Raw genomic sequence first — 20963 nt, 5'->3', positions numbered from 1 at the left:
CATGTGCTCCGGCCCCTCCGTGATAGTGGATTACTTCGCGTCGTGCTGGGCGCGCACCATCTCCACGACCTCGTCGTACTTCGGCGAGTTCATGAAGTTGTCGACCGAGACGTGGATCGAGTCGGGCGACTGCGACTTGGCGCGGTCGGTGAGCTGGTTCTGCGTGATGACCAGGTCGGCCGAGCCGTCGAGGTTCGCGATCGCCTGGTTGGTGACCGTGATGCCGTCGATGCCCGCCTTCTTGATCTTGTTGCGCAGGACGCTCGCGCCCATCGCCGACGAGCCCATGCCCGCGTCGCACGCGAACACGATGTTGTTCAGCTGCTTGGTCGCGACAGCGCCGCCCTCGAGGCCGCCCAGGGCGCCCTCGACGTCGCGGTCCGCCGAGGCGTTGACGTCGTTCGAGGTGCGGGTGCGCAGGGCCCCGAGCGTCGAGGACTCCTTGCCCTTGTTGGCCTGGGTCTGGTCGATGGCGGCGGCGAACTTGTCGTCGCCCCCCTCGGCGGCCAGGTCGCGCTTGCGCGAGGCCCGCAGGATGACGCCCGCGACAAGGAAGGTCACGGCGGCGGCGATGATCACCGAGAGGTAGACCACGAGCACGTTCGCGATGCCGCCACCGGCGGCCGCGGCCGTCACGGCGATGATGCTGCCGGGAGCGGCCGGGAAGAGCAGGCCACCGCCGAAGATCATGTTCGTGGCGACACCGGCAGCGCCACCGGCGATCAGGGCGAGGATCGTCATCGGCTTCGCGAGGGCGTACGGGAAGTAGATCTCGTGGATGCCGCCGAAGAACTGGATGATGATCGCACCGGGAGCCGAAGCCTTCGCCGCGCCGACACCGAAGAAGGTGAACGCGAGCAGCAGGCCGAGGCCGGGGCCGGGGTTCGCCTCGATGAGGAACAGGATCGACTTGCCCGACTCCGCCGCCTGCTCGATGCCGAGCGGGGTGAAGACGCCGTGGTTGATGGCGTTGTTGAGGAACAGCACCTTCGCGGGCTCGACGATGATCGACAGCACCGGCAGCAGGTTGAACTGCACGAGGAAGGCGACGATGCCGCCGAGGAAGGCGCTGATGCCGAGGAACACCGGACCGAAGGCGAAGAAGCCGACGATCGCGAGGATCATGCCGAGGATGCCGGCCGAGAAGTTGTTCACGAGCATCTCGAAGCCGGGGCGGATCTTGCCGTCCCACAGCTTGTCCATCTGCTTGGTGACGTAGGCCGCGAGCGGGCCCATGATCATCGCGCCGAGGAACATCGGGATGTTGGTGCCGGCGATGACGCCCATGACCGCGATCGTGGCGACCACGCCACCGCGCGCACCGTAGACGATGCGTCCACCGGTGTTGGCGATGAGCAGGGGCAGCAGGTAGGTGATCATGACGCTGACCAGGCCGACGTAGCCCTGGTAGGTGCCGGCGTCGCCCTCGGTGAGGGCGGTCATGGCGCCGGGCCAGCCGATCGTGGCGGCGTCACCGCCGCCGCCGAGGATCTCGGCGACCGGCTCCCAGTGCCAGCCGAACGGGCTGCGCGCCCCGAAGAAGCCGTCGGGGATGAAGAGCATGGTGATGAAGCCCCATGCGATGAAGGCCGCGATGTTCGGCATGATCATGCCGGAGAGGAACGTGCCGAATCGCTGTACCGCGACCCGTGCCCCTCCCGGCTTCTTGGTGGGTGACGTCGTCGTCATTGCTGTGTCTCCTTGGTGTGGTGCGCAGCGGGGGCCACGCAGTGGGGAAGCGGCTGGTGCCGCCGGTGTTCGAGGAAGCGACCGGGGTCGCTTCACGTGGTCAGGACGAGGCGGGAGCCGCTTCCCGGGCTGCCGAGACGGCCTGGGCCGCCTCTCGGGCGGAGGCCGCGTCATCGGCGGCCAGGGCGGCCTCGGCGATGCGGAGCGCATCGTCGAGAGTGTGGGTGAGCAGGGTGGCGCGCACGTCGGCGAGGGCGGTGGGGGCCATCGACAGCGTGGTGGCGCCGAGACCGACGAGCACGACGGCGAGCAGCGGGTCGGCCGCGGCCTCGCCGCAGATGCCCACGGGCTTGTCGTAGGTGCGTCCGGCGGCGCCGACCTCGCGGATGAGGCGCAGGACGGCCGGATGCCACGGGTCCTGGAACGACGCGACCGAGCCGAGCAGCCGGTCGGCGGCGAGGGTGTACTGCGTCAGGTCGTTGGTGCCGATGGAGGCGAAGTCGGCGATCTGCAGGATGCGGTCGGCCAGCAGCGCCGAGGAGGGGACCTCGACCATGACGCCGGTGGTCTTCAGGCCGTAGTCCTTGGCGAGCGCGGTGAAGTACCGGGTCTCTTCGACCGTCGAGACCATGGGGGCCATGACCCACAGGTCGGCGGGGCCCGCCTCGGTCTTGCGGGTCGCGGCATCCGCTTCGGCCAGGGCCGTGAGCTGCTCGCGCAGGATGTCCTCGCTCGCGCGCAGGGCGCGCAGGCCCCGAAGGCCCAGCGCCGGGTTCTCTTCGTGGGCGTCGTTGAGGAAGGGCAGGGGCTTGTCGGCGCCGGCGTCGAGCACGCGCACGACGACCTTCTTGCCGGGGAACGCCCCGAGCAGCTCGGTGTACGCGGCGCGCTGCTCCTCGACGGTGGGGGCGGAGCTGGAGCTCAGGAAGAGGAACTCGGTGCGGAACAGGCCCACGCCCTCGGCGCCCAGCTCGACGGCTTCGGCGGCTCCGCCGGGCTTTCCGAGGTTGGCCAGCAGGGGCACCTTGGTGCCGTCGGCGAGCGCGCCGTCGGTGATGGGGGCGGATGCCGCGGCGGCACGGGAGGCTGCGCGGGTGAGGGCGCGCGCCTTCTCGTCGTCGGTCGGGTCGAGGGTCACGACACCGGCGGCGGCGTCGACGATCACGGACTGGCCGTCGACGAGGTCTTTGGCGCCGGCCGCGCCGACGACGGCGACGATCGACTTCTCACGGGCGAGGATCGCCGTGTGCGAGGTGGGCCCGCCCTCGGTGGTGACCAGGGCCAGCACCTTGTCGAGGTCGAGCAGCGCGGTGTCGGCGGGGGCGAGGTCCTTGGCGACGAGCACGAACGGGTGGCCGGGGTCGGGGATGCCGGGGGCGGGGACGCCGCGGAGGCGGGCGATGACCCGCTGGGCGACGTCGTCGAGGTCGGCGGCGCGCTCGCCGAGGTAGCCGCCGAGGGCGACGAGCTGCTCACGGAACGAGGCGAAAGCGTCGTGCACGGCGAACTCGCCGGTCTTGCCGGTCGCGAGACGGCTGTCGACCTCGGCCTCGAGGGTGGGGTCTTCGGCGATCATCGCCTGCGCTTCGAGCACGTCGCGGGCGGCGCCGCCGGCCTGCGCTCCTCGGGCTTCGAGCTCGCGGGCGACGGCCGCGATGGCCTCGCGCACGCGTGTGGTCTCGGCCTCGACCGACTGCGCGCTCTTCTCGTCCTTCGGGGCGGGCAGGGGCTCGGCCATGCGCGCCACGGGTCCCTGGGCGACGCCCAGTCCGATTCCGACTCCACGGAGTTCCGTCATGGTGCTGTTTCCTTTACTCGGTGTCGTGGTCGGTGGTCAGCAGTTCGCTGAGGCGGTCGATGACGGCCTCGGCGCTGTCGCCGTCGGCGGTGAGCGTTACGTAGTCGCCGTACTCGAGACCCAGCGCGATGATGCCGAGGATGCTGGCGGCGTTGACCGCGGCGCCCGCGTCCTTGGCGATCGTCACGGGGATGCCGGAGTCCTTCGCGGCCTGGGCGAAGAGCTTCGCGGGGCGCGCGTGCAGCCCGTGCGTCGATCCGATGCGGACGGTGCGGGTGAGGTGGGGCATGGGGATCCTTTCCGTCGGTCTCAGATCGTGTCCGCGCCCGGGCGGGCGCGCAGGGCCTCTTCGACGAGCGCGAGCGTGCGGATGCCGCTGCGGTCGGTGAAGACGTCGTCGGGGAGCAGGGCGACCAGGACGTCCCGTGCGGCGGCGTCCTGCCGGATGCGCTCCAGGTCTGCGGCCAGGTGGGGTCCGACGAGCACGATGTCGGCCTGATCGAGGTCGATCGGCAACGAGCGGACGGTTCCCGCCGAGGCGGAGTAGGCGAGGCCCTTGTCTTGCGCAGCATGACGAACGCGTTGCGCGACGAACGTGCTCGACGCACCCGCTCCGCACACCACGAGGATCCTCATCGACCGGCCTTTCTTCCTCTCGATTGTCCGCACCGCGCTCCCAGCAGACAACCAGGTTCGTTTCCCACCCCCCGGAACATGGATGCCGCCCACCCGCGCCGGGGGAGGGGGTGCGTGGTTGGATGGAGGGAGCGCTGCCACACTCGGTGCGGCGCGGAGGACGGATCGTGACGACGAAAGCTCGCCAAGACCGCCTGCTGGCCCTGTTGCTGCGGGACGGGGAATGGTCGACCGCCGCGTCCTTGGCCGATGCGTTGGGCGTCACCCCGCGCAGCGTCCGGTCGTACGTGACGGCCGTCAACGCGCGCGTGGCGGGAGGCGCCGCCATCGAATCGGGCCCGCTCGGGTACCGCGCGGGAGCCGACGCGGCCGCTGCGCTGCGGGCGATCTCGGGATCGGATGCCGGAACCCCCCGCGACCGCCTCCACACCCTCGTGCGGCGCCTGCTCGACTCCGCCGACGGCATCGACGTCTACGCGACCGCCGATGCGCTGCACGTGAGCGCCGCGACCCTCGAAGCCGATCTGTCGCGCGTGCGCGGCCTGCTCGGCGGCACCGAACTGACCCTGGAGCGCTCGGCATCCACCGCCCGCCTCCGCGGCACCGAGGTCGCCCAGCGCCGACTGCTCTCGAAGCTCGCGCACGACGAGATGGATGCCGGGCACTTCGACCTCGACGCCCTGCGGCGCACGCTCGGGGAGCGTTCGGTGGGTGCGCGCGCCTTCGGACCCTTCAAGGCCGAGCTGGTGTCGGAACTCGGATCCCTCGGGTACTACGTCAACGAGATCGGCATCGGCGACGTCGTCATGCACATCGCCATCGCCGCCGACCGCACCACCCGCGACCGCGCGCTGGGATCTCCCGGCGGCGATTCGTCGGACGCCGCCGCCGCCGTGGCGGCGCTGCTCGACCGGTTGACGCTCAAGCACATCGGCGTGCAACTGGGCTCCGGCGACCTGCGCCATCTCGCGACCCTCGTGCTCACGCGCATCGTCGCCCCCGGATCGCCGGCCGTCGACGACGTGCGCTCGCGCCTCGACCCCGCGGTGGAGGTGGCCGTGCGGCGGGTCGTCGAGAACGCGGCATCCGAGTTCCTCGTCGACATCGCGCACGACGATTTCATCCTGCGCCTGGCGCTGCACGTGCAGAACCTGCTGCACCGCTCGCGCGAGCAGGCCTGGTCGCGCAACCCCCTGACCCGTTCGCTGAAGTCGACGTACCCGATGATCTTCGAGGTCGCCGTCTACATCGCCAAGGGACTGCAGGACGGCCTGGGCATTCCGATCCTCGACGACGAGATCGCCTACATCGCGATGCACGTGGGCGGGCGCCTCGAGCGCAGCCGTCGCGCCGACCAACTGCTGACGGCGACGATCGTGTGCCCCGGGTACTACGAGCTGCACGAGCTGCTGCGCTCCAGCGTCGACCGCTCGCTCGGGCAGGCCATCGAGGTCGTCGGCGTCGAGACGCGCATCGACCCGGCCTGGGACGCGATCGACACCGACCTGGTGCTCACCACGATCGACCCGCCGCGCCCCGGTGACCGCTTCGTGCGGATCCAGCCCTTCCTCACCGACGCCGACGTCGAGCGCGTGCAGGCCGCGGCCGGTCGCATCCGCCGTGGGCGTCGCCTGGCGCGGTTGCGCGCCGAGCTCGAGCGGTATTTCGCGCCCGGGGCGTTCGTGCGGGGCCTGGATGCCACCGACGGCGAGGCCGGCGTCATCCGGCTCCTCGGCGGGCTGCTGGTGGAGCAGGGGGTGATCGACGACGCCTACGTCGTGCGTGCCGTGGAGCGCGAGGCGATCTCGTCGACCGCGTTCACCGACGCCCTCGCCGTGCCGCACGCGATGGGCATGACGGCGACGCAGACGCGCATCGCGATCGGCATCGCCGACCCCTCGATCACGTGGGGAGAGGGCCGCGTGCAGGTCGTGGCGCTGGTGGCGTTCAGCGAGACCGACCGCGAGGCGTTCCAGACGGTGTTCGAGCAGTTCGTCGAGGTCTTCAGCGAGCGCGACAGCGTGCAGCGGATCGTGCGCAAGGCGACGAGCTTCCCCGCGTTCCTCGACGAGCTGGTCGCGGTGATCGACGGCTGACACGTCGGCCCCTTCGGCCATGCCGTGCCGTGCGGTGCCGTGCCGCCGCGCCGCGCCGTGCCGCGCCGTGCCGTGCCGTGCCGCCGTGCCGCGCGGCGTCGCCTGGTGTGGGGCGGGTTCGGTGCAACGGGGCGGTCATTGCGCGCCCCGGTGCACCGATCGCGCCCCGCCGCGCGGAGGAGTGATGCCGAAGGCGGCGAGGCGGAGGCCGAGCGTGGCCGCGTCGCCGAGATCCTCCCAGCCCCACCGGACGACGTGGCGCCGCGTGGTCCCGCGGATCCAGTCCTCCCTGCGTTTCTCTTCTTCGATGACGCGCTGAGCGGTCTTGCCTTCGGCCGCCGCGATACCCCGGTACTTCACGCGACCGTCGAACTCGCCCCACGCGGCGACATCGTCGAGGCCGAAGTCGACCCAATACGTGTTGCCGTGCGGCCCGGGAACCCCGACTTGGAGGGACGGCGGTGCGAAGCCGAGGTCGTGCAGCCGCAGACGGCTCACGCTTTCACCGGGCAGCTGGGCGCGCCCGTCGGCGAAGAGCAGGACCTTCTCGGCGGCGCGACGACCCCGGGGCGACGTGCGCGCCCAGCTCAACGCCTCTTCGCGGAGGCGCTCCGCGTCCTCGACGTCGTAGCGGCCGGGTGAGGGGAACGCCCGAGCTCGGAGTGCCGCATCGGCGATGCTGACCGAGACCTCCCGCGTCTCCGCGCGCGCGACATCCGCCATCGTTCGTGCGAGAGGCGTGCAGCGCAGCCCCGCCACCTCCACCAGCTCGGTCCCCTCGGCGAGGGAGCGATGGCGCACCACCCCCGCGCCGGAGCTCGGGCGAGATTCGGCCGTGAGGACGTGCAGACCGCCGTCGTCTCGCAGGCAGGGCAGCCCCAGCAGAGCCGCGGCGGTGAGTCCGCAGAACACCGGCGGGGACCCGCTCGTGCGGGCCAGCGCACGAGCCTTCACGACGATCTTCTCTTCGCGGCTGAGCCCATCCACGTCGGCCGCCCGGGCGTACATCCCCGGGCGGATGGAGCGCAGGAACCCGACGTCGAGTTCACGTCGGACGCGGCGGGAGTGCCATCCGCGCTCGACGAGATCGGCACGTCGAAGAAGCGGCACGGCGTGGGGGTCCATCGACCCACTGTGTCTTCTGCGCGGGGCTGCTCTCGCACAGATCGGGCCGTCTGGGGACGGGGCCGCAAACCTGCCCGCGGGGGAGGAACCGTGCGGAGCTCGGGATAGGGGCGCGATCAGTGCAATGGGGCGATCATCGACCGCCCCGTTGCCCCGATCGCGCCCCGTTCGCGCTGCGCCGTCGCGCCGCGCCGGCCCGGCCCCGCGCCCCTCAGCGCATCGACACCAACAACGCCTCCGCCCCCGCGCGCAGCGCGGCGAGGCGGCGGGTCGCCTTCTTGGCCGACGTGCCGCGCACATCGAGGTACAGCTTGAGCTTGGGCTCGGTGCCGCTGGGACGCACGATCAGGCGCGAGCCGTCGTCGAGCCACAGGCGCAGCACGTCGCCCGGCGGGAAGCCGTCGACGCCGTCGAGCAGGTCGTCGATGCGCGTCACCGCGGTCTCGCCGATCGCGGACGGCGGCTGGGCGCGGAGGGATGCCATGATCCCGCCGATCTCGCTCACGTCGCTGACGCGGATCGAGATCTGATCGCTCGCGAACGCGCCGAACGTGTCGCGGAACTCCTGCAGCAGGTCGGCGACGGTGCGGCCCTGGCCGCGGGCATCGGCCGCCATCTCGAGCAGCGCGACGGCGGCGGAGATGCCGTCCTTGTCGCGCACGGTGCCGGGGTTCACGAGGTACCCCAGGGCCTCTTCGAAGCCGAACACGATGCCCGGTGCCCGCGAGATCCACTTGAAGCCGGTGAGCGTGGAGTGGAAGTCGAGTCCGTAGTGCTCGGCGACCGCCTGCAGGCCCGGCGACGACACGAGCGAACAGGCGAGGGATGCCGGGGCCCCGGCGTCCGCGTCTCGGGCGTCGTGCGCCGCGCCGTCGCGCGCGGCAGCTGCGGCCCGCGCCGCGCGCCAGCCCAACAGCAGCCCGATCTCGTTGCCGGTCAGGCGGCGCCAGCCGGCCTCGGCGTCGGGGTCGGGGATCGCGACGGCGAGGCGGTCGGCATCGGGGTCGTTCGCGATGACGAGCTCGGCGTCCGCCTCGCGCGCGGTCTCGAACGCGAGGTCCATCGCGCCCGGCTCCTCGGGGTTGGGGAACGCCACCGTCGGGAACCGCCCGTCGGGGTGGATCTGCGCCTCGACGACCGTGGGCTGCGGGTACCCCGCCTCGGTGAGCACGCGCGAGACGGTCTCCCACCCGACGCCGTGCATCGCGGTGTAGACCCACCGCAGGCCCGCGGCCCCCGCGGGGGCGGGGGCGACGGCTGCGGTGGCCGCGACGTAGGCGTCGACGACCGACTCGGGGGCGTTGCCGTAGCCCACCGACCGGGGGAGCACGGTGACGTTGCCCTCGTCGGCGATCCGCTGGATGTGGGCGGCGATCTCGGCGTCGGCGGGCGACACGATCTGCGCACCCTGGTCGACGCCGCCGAGGTACACCTTGTACCCGTTGTCGTCGGGCGGGTTGTGGCTGGCGGTCACCATGACGCCGGCGTCGGCGCCTAGGTGACGCACCGCGAACGCGAGCACGGGGGTGGGTAGCATGCGGGGGAGCAGGATGGCGTTCAGCCCCGCTCCCGTGAAGATCTCGACCGAGTCGCGCGCGAAGACGTCGGAGTTGCGACGCCCGTCGTAACCGACCACGACGGTCGGCGTTCCGGGGCGATGCTCGAGCAGGTACGCGGCGAACCCGGCCGCGGCCTGCGCGACGAGCACGCGGTTCATGCGGTTGGAGCCGGCGCCGAGGGTTCCGCGCAGGCCCGCCGTGCCGAACGCCAGGCGGGTCGAGAAGCGGTCGTCCAGATCGGCCTCGGCCTCGGCATCCCCCGTCTCCACCCGGGCGATGAGCTCCGACAGCTCGTCGCGGGTCACGGCATCCGGATCCTGCGCGAGCCACGCGCGGGCCGCGTCGAGGTACGCGCTCACAGCGCGCCGATCACGCGCGCGAGCAGCGCCGAGATCACGGGCTCGGCCTCGCGACCGGCCTCGAGCACCTCGGCGTGGCTCAGCGGGGTCTGCTGGATGCCGGCGGCCAGGTTCGTGATGAGCGAGAAGCCCAGGATCTCCATGCCGGCCTGACGCGCGGCGATCGCTTCGAGGGCCGTCGACATGCCGACGATGTGTCCGCCGATAGTCTTCGCCATCTGCACCTCGGCCGGGGTCTCGTAGTGCGGACCGCGGAACTGCGTGTATACGCCCTCGTCGAGCGTGGGGTCGATCTCGCGCGCGATGGCGCGCAGCCGCGCCGAGTACAGGTCGGTGAGGTCGATGAAAGTCGCGCCCTCGAGCGGGGAGTCGGCGGTGAGGTTGATGTGGTCGCTGATGAGCACGGGCTGCCCGGGCGTCCACGTCTCGCGGATGCCGCCCGCGCCGTTGGTGAGGATCATCGTGGTCGCCCCCGTGGCGGCGGCCGTGCGCACGCTGTGGACGACCCGGCGTACGCCGTGACCCTCGTAGTAGTGCGTCCGCGCGCCGATGACCAGGACGTTCTTGCCGCCGGGAGTGCGGACGCTGCGGAGCGTGCCGACGTGCCCCTCGAGGGCGGGCTTCGAGAAACCGACGACCTCGGTGGCGGGGAACGACGCCGTCTCCTCGCCGATGAGCTCGGCGGCGCGTCCCCACCCCGACCCGAGGGTCACGGCGATGTCGTGGTGCTCGACCCCGGAGAGGCGGGCGATGTCGGCCGCTGCGGCCGCGGCGACCTCGAACGGGTCGACCGCCGGGTCAACGAGCGGGTGAGAAGTGCTGTTGGACATGCCTCCACTCTAGAAAGCGCGGAGGCTCCGGGGCCAGACGCGGGCACAACGGGTCGTTCGCGTGTCGCCGACGCGGACGACGCTGACACAATGGATGCCATGGTGCAGAGCTTCGAGCGCAAGCAGTCCGTCGCGATCGTCGGGGGCGGCCCCGGCGGCTACGAGGCGGCCCTGTCCGCCGCGCAGCTGGGCGCCGACGTGACCCTGGTGGAGCGCGCGGGCGTGGGCGGTTCGGCCGTCATCACCGACGTCGTCCCCTCGAAGACCCTCATCGCCACCGCCGATGCGGCCGTCGCGATCCGCGGGGCGAGCGACCTCGGCGTGCAGCTGTTCGCCCGCGACGACCGCGGCAAGCCCCTCACCCCCGAGGTGGCCATCAACCTCGCCGCCGTCAACCAGCGCTTGCTCTCGCTGGCCCGTCAGCAGTCCGACGACATGCGCAGCTCGCTCCTCGAGGCGGGCGTGCGCATCATCTCGGGTCACGGCCGGCTCGACGGCGGTTCCGCGGTGGTGGTCTCGACCGAGGCCGGCGGCACCGACTTCGACCGCATCGAGGCCGAGACGCTCGTCGTCTCGGTGGGCGCTTCTCCGCGCGAGCTCCCCTCGGCGCAGCCCGACGGCGAGCGCATCCTGACGTGGACGCAGCTGTACAACATGAAGTCCGTGCCCGCGCACCTCATCGTGGTGGGCTCGGGCGTCACGGGCGCCGAGTTCGCGTCGGCGTACATGAACCTCGGTGCCAAGGTCACGCTCGTCTCGAGCCGCGATCAGGTGCTGCCCGGTGAGGACCAGGATGCCGCGGCCGTGCTGGAGCGTGTGTTCCAGCGCGGCGGCATGACGCTGTTGGCGAAGGCGCGGGCCGAGTCGGTCGTCAACACCGGCGACGGCGTGCTCGTCACCCTCGCCGATGGACGCACGATCGAGGGCAGCCACTGTCTGATGGCGGTCGGCTCGATCCCCAACACCGCCGGCATCGGTCTCGAGCAGGCCGGTGTGCAGATGACCCCCGGGGGCAACATCCGCGTCAACCGCGTCGCGCGCACCTCGGTGCCGAACATCTACGCGGCCGGTGACTGCACGAACTTCGTGCCCCTGGCATCCGTCGCGTCGATGCAGGGGCGTCAGGCCATCTTCCACGCGCTCGGCGACATCGTCATCCCGCTCGAGACCCGCCGCATCACGGCCAACATCTTCACCGCCCCCGAGATCGCCACCGTCGGCTTCAGCGAGCAGGACGTGACCGAGGGGCGCTTCAAGGGCGTCGTGAAGAAGCTCCCCCTCTCGGCCAACCCGCGCGCGAAGATGCAGGGCATCACCGACGGCTTCGTCAAGATCATCGCCCGGCAGGGCAGTGGAACGGTCATGGGCGGCGTCATCGTCGGGCCCAAGGCGTCGGAGCTGATCTACCCGCTGGCGATCGCCGTGGAGCGCCGTCTCACCGTCGACCAGGTCGCTCGCGTCTTCGCGGTGTACCCGTCCCTGACCTCGAGCATCACCGACGCCGCGCGCGCGATGCACATCGTCGACCGCGACGATCCCGGCGAGGACTGAGCCTTCCGGATGCCGCGCTCCGCGGCATCCGTCCCTCGCTGCGCGCCGCGCGCCCCGCCCGAGCCCGCGCTCGTGCCGCGCGCAGACACGGATAAACGCCGTTCCTGCGCATAAACGGGGTGCGTGAGCGTTTCTCCGCAGGATCACCGTTTATGCGGATGGGGGACCCTCGCGTCACTCGCTCCGCGTACGTCGCGGCGGGGCGCACCCCCGCGCACCAACCGACCCCGCGAGGAACGACGACGCCGCACCCCGAGAGGGATGCGGCGTCGAACGGATGCGGTGCGTGTCAGCTGATCAGCAGCAGCTGATGCCCGGCCGACACCGTGGTGCCGGCGGTCGCGTCGATGCCGGTCACGGTTCCGTCTTTGTGGGCCTGCAGGGGCTGCTCCATCTTCATCGCCTCGAGAACGACGACCAGGTCGCCCTTGACGACCTGCTGGCCCTCTTCGACGGCGACCTTGACGATCGTGGCCTGCATGGGCGACTTCACCGCGTCGCCCGTGGCGCCGGCGGCGGGCGAGGCGGCGTGCGAGCGTCGAGACGGCGGGGCCGCGGCCGGGCGGCCCACCTGCGGGGCGGCGGCCGAGATGCGGTCGGGCAGGCTCACCTCGAGGCGCTTGCCCGCGACCTCGACGACGACGGTGTGTCGGCCGGCGGCGGTGGCGGGAGCCTCGAGCTCGCCGTCCCACGCGGGGATGTCGTTGTCGAACTCGGTCTCGATCCACCGCGTGAAGACGCCGAACGTGCCGTCCTCGGCGGTGAAGGCGGGGTCGCGGACCACCTTGCGGTGGAAGGGGAGCACGGTGGGCATGCCGGCGACCTCGAACTCGTCGAGCGCGCGGCGCGAACGCTCGAGCGCCTCGGCGCGGTCGCGGCCGGTCACGATGATCTTCGCCAGCAGCGAGTCGAACGCGCCCGAGACGCTGTCGCCCGCGGTCACGCCCGAATCGAGGCGGATGCCGGGGCCGCCGAACGTCTTGAAGACGTGGATCGGACCGGGCTGGGGCAGGAACCCGCGGCCCGGGTCTTCTCCGTTGATGCGGAACTCGATCGAGTGTCCGACCGGGGCGGGGTCGTCGTAGCCGAGCTCCTCGCCCTCGGCGAGGCGGAACTGCTCGCGCACGAGGTCGAGGCCGGTGACCTCTTCTGAGACGGGGTGCTCGACCTGCAGGCGCGTGTTGACCTCGAGGAACGAGATGGTGCCGTCGGCGCCGATCAGGAACTCGCAGGTTCCGGCACCGACGTAGCCGACCTCGCGCAGGATCGCCTTGGATGCCGTGTAGAGGATCTCGTTCTGCGCGTCGGTGAGGAACGGCGCCGGCGCCTCTTCGACGAGCTTCTGGTGGCGACGCTGCAGCGAGCAGTCGCGCGTCGACACGACGACGACGTTGCCGCGCGCGTCGGCCAGGCATTGGGTCTCGACGTGGCGCGGCTTGTCGAGGTACTTCTCGACGAAGCACTCGCCGCGGCCGAAGGCGGCGACGGCCTCGCGCGTGGCCGACTCGAACATCTCGGCCACTTCGTCGAGTTCGCGCGCGACCTTGAGCCCGCGTCCGCCGCCGCCGTAGGCGGCCTTGATGGCGATGGGGAGTCCCACCTGCTCGGCGAAGGCGATGACCTCGTCGGCGCCTGAGACGGGACCGGGCGTGCCGGGGGCGAGCGGGGCGCCCACCTTCTCGGCGACGTGGCGGGCGGTGACCTTGTCGCCCAGGGCCTCGATGGCATCCGGCGACGGACCGATCCACACGAGCCCCGCCGCGATCACGGCGCGGGCGAAGTCGGCGTTCTCGGCGAGGAAGCCGTAGCCGGGGTGCACGGCGTCGGCGCCGGAGCGCCGGGCGATCGAGAGGATCTTGTCGATGGAGAGGTAGGTGTCGGCGCTGGTGGCGCCGTCGAGGGCGTAGGCCTCATCGGCGAGGCGGGTGTGCAGGGCGTCGCGGTCCTGGTCGGCGTAGACGGCGACGGACGCCTTGCCCGAATCCCGGGCGGCACGGATGATTCGGACGGCGATCTCGCCGCGGTTGGCGACAAGGACCTTGGCGATCTTCGGCATCCTCCCAGCCTAGCGAGGGGTCCCCCCTCCCTTTTGACCCTCCTCGACAAGAAACGCCGAAAAACGTGTGCGGGAGTCTACGAACGGTTCCAGAGGTCCGTCCACGAGCCGCCGAGTTCGCGTACCAGTCGGCGCACGGTCGACAGTGACATCCCGACGACGGTCGACGGGTCGCCCTGCACCTCCCGGATGAACGCGCCCCCCAGGCTGTCGACGGTGAACGCCCCGGCCACCAACAGGGGTTCGCCGCTGGCGACGTAGGCCGCGATCTCGTCGTCGTCGACGTCGTCGGCGAAGGTGACCGAGGCCTCGGCGACGGCGGACGCCTCGGTGGGCGCGGCGCCGGGGGAGAGGCGGAACACGCTGTGCCCCGAGTGCAGCACCCCGGTGCGTCCGCGCATCGCCCGCCAGCGCGCGGTCGCCGCCTCGGGCGTGTAGGGCTTGCCGAGGATCTCGTCGCCGAGCTCGAACATCGAGTCGCCCCCGATGACGAAGCCCTCGAAGTCCGGGTCGTCGGCCCTCAGGCGCTGAGCGACGTCGGCGGCCTTGCGCCGCGCGAGCAGCAGCACGTGCTCGGCGGCGGGCAGGCGTCGCCCCTCGGCAGCTTCCACCTCGGCGATCACGGCCTCCTCGTCGACCTGCGGCGCGCGCGCCTCGGGTTCGATCCCCGCTTGGCGCAGCAGCATCAGTCGGGCGGGGGAAGTGGATGCCAGGCACACGCGCATGCGTCCACGCTACCCACGTGCGGGCCCACCGCCGGGCGGCACCCGACCCGTCGGGGCCGTCGCAACCGCCCCGGCCGTTCGACAGGCTCCCGGTGCTCCGTCCGCGGTGCCGGCGCCGCGCGGTGTCCCGGCGGCATGTGAAAGGCTCGGAGGATGCACGACGGCGACCTCATCGATCTCGACATCACCGGTATCGCGCACGGCGGCGTCTTCGTCGGGCGGCACGAGGGGCGCGTGGTGTTCGTCTCCGACACCCTGCCCGGCGAGCGCGTGCGCGCGCGCGTCACCGACACGCGCAAGAAGGCGTTCTGGCGTGCCGAGGCCGTCGAGGTGCTCGACGCCGCCGCCGACCGGCGACCGCACGTGTGGGCGGCGGCCGACATCGACGTCGATCCGGCAGAGCGTCCCGGCGGTGCGGAGTTCGGGCACATCGCCCTCGAGCACCAGCGCGCGTTGAAGGAGCGGGTCGTCCGCGAGTCCCTGGAGCGCGTGGGTCGCCTCGACCTGCCGGTCGAGGTGCGTTCCGCCGGCGATGACGCCGACCCCGAGTCCGCCGACGGCACGGGGTGGCGCACCCGCGTGAGCCTGCACGTCGACGAGAGCGGCCGCGTCGGCGCGTACGCCGCCCGTTCGCATCGCGTGATCGAGACGCCCGACCTGCCCCTCGCCACCGCCGAGGTCGCCCGCGCCGCCGCCGCGCTGCGGGGCAGCGAGCCGGGTCGCATCGATCTCGTCCAGCCGGCCGACGGCCGCGTCCGCGTGCTCGTGCGTCCCGACGGCGTGAAATCGCGTCCCGCGCCCGAGGTCGTCGAGGAGCGCGTGGGGGATCGCGTGTTCCGCGTCGACGCCGGCGGCTTCTGGCAGGTGCATCGCCTCGCGGCGCGCACCCTCACCTCGCTGGTCTCCGAAGAGATCGCGGCCATCGGCGGGCTCGATCCCGAGGCACTGCACCTCGACCTGTACGGCGGGGTCGGTCTGTTCGCCGCCACCCTCGGCGATCTCGGTGGCCCCTCGACGCGTGTCGTCAGCGTGGAGTCCGACCCGCGCGCCACCGAGCACGCGGGCGAGAACCTGGCCGAGTGGATCGGTGCGCGCGCCGAGACGGCTCGCGCCGACCGCTTCGTCGCGAAGCTCGCCGCCGACGCCTCGGAGCGCGAACGCGAGCGCCTCGGGCGCGGGGTGGTGCTGCTCGACCCGCCGCGCGCGGGGGCGGGCCGCGAGGTCGTCGAGGGCATCGCCGCACTGGCCCCCTCGACGGTGGTCTACGTCGCGTGCGACCCGGTGGCGCTGGCCCGCGACCTGTCGACGTTCGCCGACCTGGGGTACCGCGCCGATCGCGGAATCCGCGGCGTCGACCTGTTCCCCCACTCGCATCACGTCGAAGCCGTGGCCGTTCTTCGCCGATGACCCGCCGATCGGCGGGTCTGCAAGCCCTCGCACGACGACTCCGCATGGATACGATGAACCAATGACGCGCGTCGCCCTCATCGATGATCACGAGTCGGTCCGGCTCGGACTCGAAGCCGCACTGACGCGCACCGAAGCCACCGATGTGGTCTTCTCCGGCGCGAACGTCTCGTCCTACCTCGCCTGGCGTCGCGCTTCGGCCACGTCGCCGGCCGATGTCGTCGTGCTCGACCTCACCCTCGGCGACGGCACCACGGTGTCCGAGAACGTCGACCGCGTCGTGCGCGACGGCTCCAGCGTCATCATCCACAGCGTCGCCGATCGTGCCGCCGCGGTGCGCGAGGCGCTCGCCGCGGGAGCGGCCGGCATCGTGAGCAAGTCGTCTCCGACGCACGAGGTCCTGGGCGCCATCGCCGTGGTCGCCCGCGGAGAACTGCTCGACAACGTCGAGTGGGCCAGCGCGGTCGAGGGCGACCGCGAGTTCGCCGATGCCCAGTTGTCGGCGCGCGAGCGCGAGGTCCTGCGGCTGTACGCGGCCGGATTGCCGCTCAAAGCCGTCGCGGAGCGGCTCGGGGTGGCGTACTCGACAGCGAAAGAGAACATCACGCGCGTGCGGGTGAAGTACGTCGAGGTCGGACGCCCGGCGCCGACCAAGGTCGACCTGCTGCGGCGCGCCATGGAAGACGGCATCCTGCACGACGCGCCCGACGCCCCCGCGGGCCATGGGTGAGAACGACCGGTCGGTCCTGGACGAAGCGTGGGGGCGCATCCCCCACACTCGTGAGGTCCAAGCCGACACGGGTTCCTTCACGCAGACCCGCATCGAGCGGGTGCTCACGATCATCGTGGGACCGGCGTCCCTCGTCCTGGGGGCGCAGGCGTTCGTCGCCGCGTTCGTCCCGGGCGACGAGGCCGCGGGATGGCATCTGCCCCTCGTCGTAGGCGTGTTCGTGCCGCTCGTCGCCATGATCGTGGCGTGCGCGGTGGGGCGTTTCGCCCGCATCTTCTCGGGGGTCTTCGCCGTTCTCTTCCTGGTCGCGCTGGCGCTCTGGCCGGTGGCCACGGCCGGCGGTCCGACCCCCGTGCCCACCGAGAACCCGTGGATCTTCTACCTCGTCAACGTCGCGACGGTCGCCGCGGTCGTGGCCTTCCCGCTGCCGTTCCAGATCGCCTGGACGATCGCCGCACCTCTGCTGTTCGGCGTCGTCCGGCTGGTGCAGGCCGGCGGGCGGCCCGAGTTCATCGTGCCGATCCTGCTCGACGTGTCGTTCGCGCTGATCCTCGGCAGCGTGCTGCTCACCCTGGCGTGGATGTACCGCTCGATCGCGGCCAACGTCGACCAGGCTCGCACGCTCGCGGTGTCGAGCTACGCGACCGCGGCGGCCACCGCCGCCAGCGAGCACGAGCGCATCGCGGTGGCGGCCCTGATGCACGACAGCGTGCTGGGGGCTCTGCTGGCCGCGGAGCGCGCCGGCACCCCGCGGGAGCGGACCCTCGCGGTCAGCATGGCGCGTGAGGCTCTCACGCGTCTGGCCAACGCCGAGAAGGACGCCCTCGAGGGCAGCGACGAGCCGGTCCCCGCCTCGAGGCTCGCCGACGACATCGAGATCGCTGCGCGCGACCTGGGCGTGGAGATCGAGGTGGCGCGCCGCGTCGAGGAGGGCACTCCCCGCGTGCCCGGACGCGTGGCCCGTGCGCTCGTGCTCGCGGCGATGCAGGCCGTCGCGAACGCCGTGCAGCACGCCGACGCGCAGGGGCTGACCGTCCAGCTCACCGGTGATGCCGCGCCCGGAGGCGTCGCCGTGCGCGTGCGCGACTCCGGAGGCGGATTCGCGCTCGACTCGATCCCGCCCGATCGTCTCGGCATCCGGGGCTCGATCATCGCCCGTCTGACGGCGGTCGGGGGACGCAGCGACATCGAGTCGGGTCCGACGGGCACCACCGTCACGCTCGAGTGGGAGAGCGGTGACCGCTGGTGACCGTCCGTTCCATCCTCTCGGGGATCGCCCTCGCCTTCACCGCCTATCTCGCGGCGCGCGGTCTGCTGTGGACCGAGCCCGACACCGTCGAACGCGGGTGGCTGATCGTGGCCGCGCTCGTGCTGTACCTGCCGGTGACGTGGCTGTGGGTCTTCGCGATCGGGACGGGCACCCCCGAGCAGTCCGCCGAACCGCGGGTGGCGCGGCGCGTGCCCAACTGGGGCGTGGCGCTGGCGATGCTGGCGGCCGTCGTCGTCCCCAACGCGACCTTCTTCGCGGTGACCGAGGCGGGCCGGACGCAACCGTTCGTGACCTGGGTGATCGGCGCCATCGGCGCGTTGATGACCATCATCATGATCCGTCGGCGTCCGATCGTCGCGTGGGTCGGCATGGCGGTACTCACCCTGTCGGCGTCGTTCTGGCTCGGACCCCTCGCCGCCTTCAGCCTGGGTCTCGTCGGCTCGCTGGTCTGGGTCGCCGCCGCCCAGCTCGTGATGATTGCTCTGGATCGCACAGCCCGCGACGCCGACCATCTCGCGGAGCTGCAGCAGGCCGCGTCGGCCTGGCAGGCTTCGCAGAGCGGCCGGCAGCGGGAACGTCGTATCCACGTGCAGCGGGCGTTGCAGGCGGCCGGCCCCGTGCTGGCCCGCACCATCGAGTCAGGGGGCAACCTCCGGCCGTCCGACAAGGCCGCCGCGCGCCGCGCCGAGGCCAGTCTCCGCGACGAGCTGCGCGGCACACGCCTGCTCGACGACGGCGTCCGCGCCGAGATCGACGCTGCGCGCCGGCGCGGGGCCGTGGTGAACCTCTTCGACGAGGGTGGGCTCGCGGGGCTCGGCGCGGCCGACCTCGACGACATCCGCACGGAACTGGCATCCGTCCTCAGCGATGCCGTCTCGGAGCGCCTGATCATCCGCACGTCGCCGCACCACGAGGTGGCGGTGACGGTCGTCGGGCGCTCCCGCGGCGAGGGCGGCTCCGGCGACGACGATGAGGTCGACCTCTGGCGGGAGATCCGCCGACCCCGCTGACAGCCGGGGCCGGGGGCGGAGGGGGGAACCACCGACGCACGTGCACCGAGAAGACCGAGGGGTGAGGGGCGGCGTGATCGCCGACCCCTCACCCGGGCGGACAGTTACCCGAAAACTGCCCGCAAAGCCGGAACCGGCTCTCAGAGCGGTCCGACCGAACGCATGATGCGTTCCAGCTCCTCCAGTATTCGACAGCTGTCCCACCGTCGTCTGTAGGCATTTCGGGGGACACCTCCGAGGTTTAGGCGGTGAATCCGTTCCAGCCGGCGATGCGGTCGAGCGGCCGGCGCAGCCCGCGCGCCGAGAGCTCCCACCGCGAGCGCGTCGCGGTCTCGGGCACCGTGGCGTCGGCCACCTCGCGCAGGTAGGCCTCGCTGACCACGACGACCGCCGCAGCCAGCTCCTCTTCGGTGGGGGTGCCGCGGACGACCTCGGCAACGGCGCGCGGTGCGCCGGGATCGATCCCGGCGTCGGTGCTCGGCCGGCTCACAGCGGGATGTTCCCGTGCTTCTTGGCGGGCAGGCTCGCGCGCTTGTTGCGCAGGGCCCGCAGGGCCTTGGCGATCGACACGCGCGTCTGCGCCGGTTCGATGATCCCGTCGAGTTCACCGCGTTCGGCGGCGAGGAACGGCGATGCCACGTTGTACGTGTACTCGTTGGCCAGGCGCGTGCGCACGGCGGCAACGTCTTCGCCGGCCTCTTCGGCGCGTTTGATCTCGCCGCGGTACAGGATGTTGACCGCGCCCTGACCGCCCATGACGGCGATCTCGGCGGTGGGCCAGGCGAGGTTGATGTCGGCGCCGAGCTGCTTCGAGCCCATAACGATGTAGGCGCCGCCGTAGGCCTTGCGCAGGATCACCGTCACCAGCGGCACGGTGGCCTCGGCGTAGGCGTACAGCAGCTTCGCGCCGCGGCGGATGACGCCGGTCCACTCCTGGTCGGTGCCGGGGAGGTAGCCGGGGACGTCGACGAGGGTGACGATGGGGATCGAGAACGCGTCGCAGAAGCGCACGAACCGGCTGGCCTTCTCGCCGGCGTCGATGTTCAGGGTGCCCGCCATCTGCGACGGCTGGTTGGCGATGATGCCGACCGTGCGTCCCTCGATGCGGCCGAAGCCGATCACGATGTTCGGGGCGAACAGCGGCTGCACCTCGAGGAAGTCGGCGCCGTCGACGAGCCCGGAGATGACCGTGTGGATGTCGTACGGCTGGTTGGGGGAGTCGGGGATCACCGTGTTGAGCGAGCGATCGGCATCGGTCGTCTCGAACTCGAACGGGGTGTCGTACACCGGGATCTCGGCGAGGTTGTTGTCGGGGAGGTAGCCGATGAGGCTCCGCGCGTAGTCGATCGCGTCGTCCTCGTCGTCGGCGAGGTAGTGCGCGACGCCCGAGCGGGTGTTGTGCGTGTGCGCGCCGCCGAGCTCTTCCATCCCGACGTCCTCGCCGGTGACGGTCTTGATCACGTCGGGCCCGGTGACGAACATCTGGCTGGTCTTGTCGACCATGATGACGAAGTCGGTGAGGGCGGGGGAGTAGACGGCCCCTCCTGCGGCGGGGCCCATGATGAGCGAGATCTGCGGGATGACGCCCGAGGCCGCGGTGTTCAGGCGGAAGATCTCGCCGTACTTACCGAGGGCCACGACGCCCTCCTGGATGCGCGCTCCACCGGAGTCCAGGATGCCGATGATCGGGATGCCGCTGCGCAGCGCCAGCTCCATCACCTTGATGATCTTGTCGCCGGCGACCTCGCCGAGCGACCCGCCGAAGGTCGAGAAGTCCTGCGCATACACCGCGACGGTGCGGCCGTGGATGGTGCCGGTGCCGGTGACGACCGAGTCGCCGTAGGGGCGGGACTTGTCCATGCCGAAGGCGGTGGTGCGGTGGCGGACGTACTCGTCGAGTTCGACGAACGAGCCGGGGTCGACCAGCATCTCGAGGCGCTCGCGCGCGGTGAGCTTGCCCTTCGCGTGCTGCTTGTCGCGGGCGGCGGCTTCGGCGTCGACGACCGCCTCCTGGAACCTGGTGCGCAGGTCCGCGATCTTGCCGGCGGTGGTGAAGAGATCGGGCTGGTCGGTCACGCTGTCCACCCTAGCGACCGTGACGGCACCGGCGTTGGAGGGTACG

17 protein-coding genes are annotated in these 20963 nt (G+C 71.7%); 6 read left to right on the top strand and 11 right to left on the bottom strand.

Annotated elements, in window-relative coordinates; translation table 11 throughout:
• Nucleotides 1-30: 30 nt before the first annotated feature.
• From IFU40_RS10930 to IFU40_RS10915, 4 genes are all read right to left on the bottom strand, one after another.
• The gene (locus tag IFU40_RS10930) at nt 31-1689 is read right to left on the bottom strand and encodes a PTS mannitol transporter subunit IICB (RefSeq protein WP_070408399.1); all 1659 of its coding nucleotides are present in this window, start codon (nt 1687-1689) and stop codon (nt 31-33) included.
• 100 nt (nt 1690-1789) lie between these two features.
• Nucleotides 1790-3487 (bottom strand): phosphoenolpyruvate--protein phosphotransferase, encoded by a 1698-nt coding sequence (ptsP, locus tag IFU40_RS10925; RefSeq protein ID WP_191926327.1) that lies wholly within the window; start codon nt 3485-3487, stop codon nt 1790-1792.
• 13 nt (nt 3488-3500) lie between these two features.
• Nucleotides 3501-3776 (bottom strand): HPr family phosphocarrier protein, encoded by a 276-nt coding sequence (locus tag IFU40_RS10920; protein ID WP_055834397.1) that lies wholly within the window; start codon nt 3774-3776, stop codon nt 3501-3503.
• A 20-nt stretch (nt 3777-3796) separates the two neighbouring features.
• Nucleotides 3797-4123 (bottom strand): PTS sugar transporter subunit IIB, encoded by a 327-nt coding sequence (locus IFU40_RS10915; RefSeq protein ID WP_055834402.1) that lies wholly within the window; start codon nt 4121-4123, stop codon nt 3797-3799.
• A gap of 167 nt (nt 4124-4290) precedes the next feature.
• Here IFU40_RS10915 and IFU40_RS10910 point away from each other — a divergent pair, with 167 nt between their 5' ends.
• Nucleotides 4291-6219, top strand: coding sequence for a PRD domain-containing protein (locus tag IFU40_RS10910; protein WP_191926326.1), 1929 nt, complete (start codon nt 4291-4293; stop codon nt 6217-6219).
• Between the two features lie 135 nt (nt 6220-6354).
• Here IFU40_RS10910 and IFU40_RS10905 read toward each other — a convergent pair whose 3' ends face one another.
• From IFU40_RS10905 to IFU40_RS10895, 3 genes are all read right to left on the bottom strand, one after another.
• A complete protein-coding gene (locus IFU40_RS10905) occupies nt 6355-7344 on the bottom strand; it encodes a hypothetical protein (RefSeq protein ID WP_191926325.1) in 990 nt (329 codons plus the stop codon).
• Nucleotides 7345-7555: 211 nt separating this feature from the next.
• Nucleotides 7556-9262, bottom strand: a complete 1707-nt coding sequence (locus tag IFU40_RS10900) for a phospho-sugar mutase (RefSeq protein ID WP_191926324.1) — start codon at nt 9260-9262, stop codon at nt 7556-7558.
• A complete protein-coding gene (locus IFU40_RS10895; protein WP_191926323.1) occupies nt 9259-10092 on the bottom strand; it encodes a purine-nucleoside phosphorylase in 834 nt (277 codons plus the stop codon). The genes IFU40_RS10900 and IFU40_RS10895 overlap by 4 nt, the downstream gene beginning before the upstream one ends.
• Before the next feature lie 90 nt (nt 10093-10182).
• Here IFU40_RS10895 and IFU40_RS10890 point away from each other — a divergent pair, with 90 nt between their 5' ends.
• Nucleotides 10183-11643 (top strand): NAD(P)H-quinone dehydrogenase, encoded by a 1461-nt coding sequence (locus IFU40_RS10890; protein ID WP_055834414.1) that lies wholly within the window; start codon nt 10183-10185, stop codon nt 11641-11643.
• Between the two features lie 289 nt (nt 11644-11932).
• On the opposite strand, the gene IFU40_RS10885 is transcribed toward IFU40_RS10890, so the two are convergent.
• On the bottom strand, nt 11933-13699 hold the full coding sequence (locus IFU40_RS10885) for an ATP-binding protein (RefSeq protein WP_191926322.1): 1767 nt from the start codon (nt 13697-13699) through the stop codon (nt 11933-11935).
• Nucleotides 13700-13776: 77 nt separating this feature from the next.
• On the bottom strand, nt 13777-14424 hold the full coding sequence (locus tag IFU40_RS10880; RefSeq protein WP_191926321.1) for a Maf family protein: 648 nt from the start codon (nt 14422-14424) through the stop codon (nt 13777-13779).
• A gap of 153 nt (nt 14425-14577) precedes the next feature.
• Here IFU40_RS10880 and IFU40_RS10875 point away from each other — a divergent pair, with 153 nt between their 5' ends.
• The 4 genes from IFU40_RS10875 (at nt 14578) to IFU40_RS10860 (ending at nt 18841) form a co-directional block, all read left to right on the top strand.
• Nucleotides 14578-15831: a class I SAM-dependent RNA methyltransferase gene (locus tag IFU40_RS10875; protein WP_191926320.1), complete on the top strand. Its 1254-nt coding sequence runs from the start codon at nt 14578-14580 to the stop codon at nt 15829-15831.
• A 61-nt stretch (nt 15832-15892) separates the two neighbouring features.
• Nucleotides 15893-16561, top strand: a complete 669-nt coding sequence (locus IFU40_RS10870) for a response regulator transcription factor (RefSeq protein ID WP_055834424.1) — start codon at nt 15893-15895, stop codon at nt 16559-16561.
• Nucleotides 16554-17810: a sensor histidine kinase gene (locus tag IFU40_RS10865; protein WP_191926319.1), complete on the top strand. Its 1257-nt coding sequence runs from the start codon at nt 16554-16556 to the stop codon at nt 17808-17810. Before IFU40_RS10870 ends, IFU40_RS10865 begins: the two co-directional genes overlap by 8 nt.
• Nucleotides 17807-18841: a hypothetical protein gene (locus IFU40_RS10860; RefSeq protein WP_082509295.1), complete on the top strand. Its 1035-nt coding sequence runs from the start codon at nt 17807-17809 to the stop codon at nt 18839-18841. Before IFU40_RS10865 ends, IFU40_RS10860 begins: the two co-directional genes overlap by 4 nt.
• Nucleotides 18842-19082: 241 nt before the next feature.
• Here the strand turns inward: IFU40_RS10860 and IFU40_RS16625 are convergent, their stop codons facing one another.
• Both IFU40_RS16625 and IFU40_RS10850 read right to left on the bottom strand, forming a co-directional pair.
• On the bottom strand, nt 19083-19331 hold the full coding sequence (locus IFU40_RS16625; protein WP_055834433.1) for an acyl-CoA carboxylase epsilon subunit: 249 nt from the start codon (nt 19329-19331) through the stop codon (nt 19083-19085).
• Nucleotides 19328-20917 (bottom strand): acyl-CoA carboxylase subunit beta, encoded by a 1590-nt coding sequence (locus IFU40_RS10850; protein ID WP_191926318.1) that lies wholly within the window; start codon nt 20915-20917, stop codon nt 19328-19330. Before IFU40_RS10850 ends, IFU40_RS16625 begins: the two co-directional genes overlap by 4 nt.
• Nucleotides 20918-20963 lie beyond the last annotated feature (46 nt).

It is taken from the genome of Microbacterium sp. CFBP 13617 (assembly GCF_014839445.1).
Taxonomy (GTDB): domain Bacteria; phylum Actinomycetota; class Actinomycetes; order Actinomycetales; family Microbacteriaceae; genus Microbacterium.
This window is presented reverse-complemented; position numbering and strand designations above follow the sequence as displayed.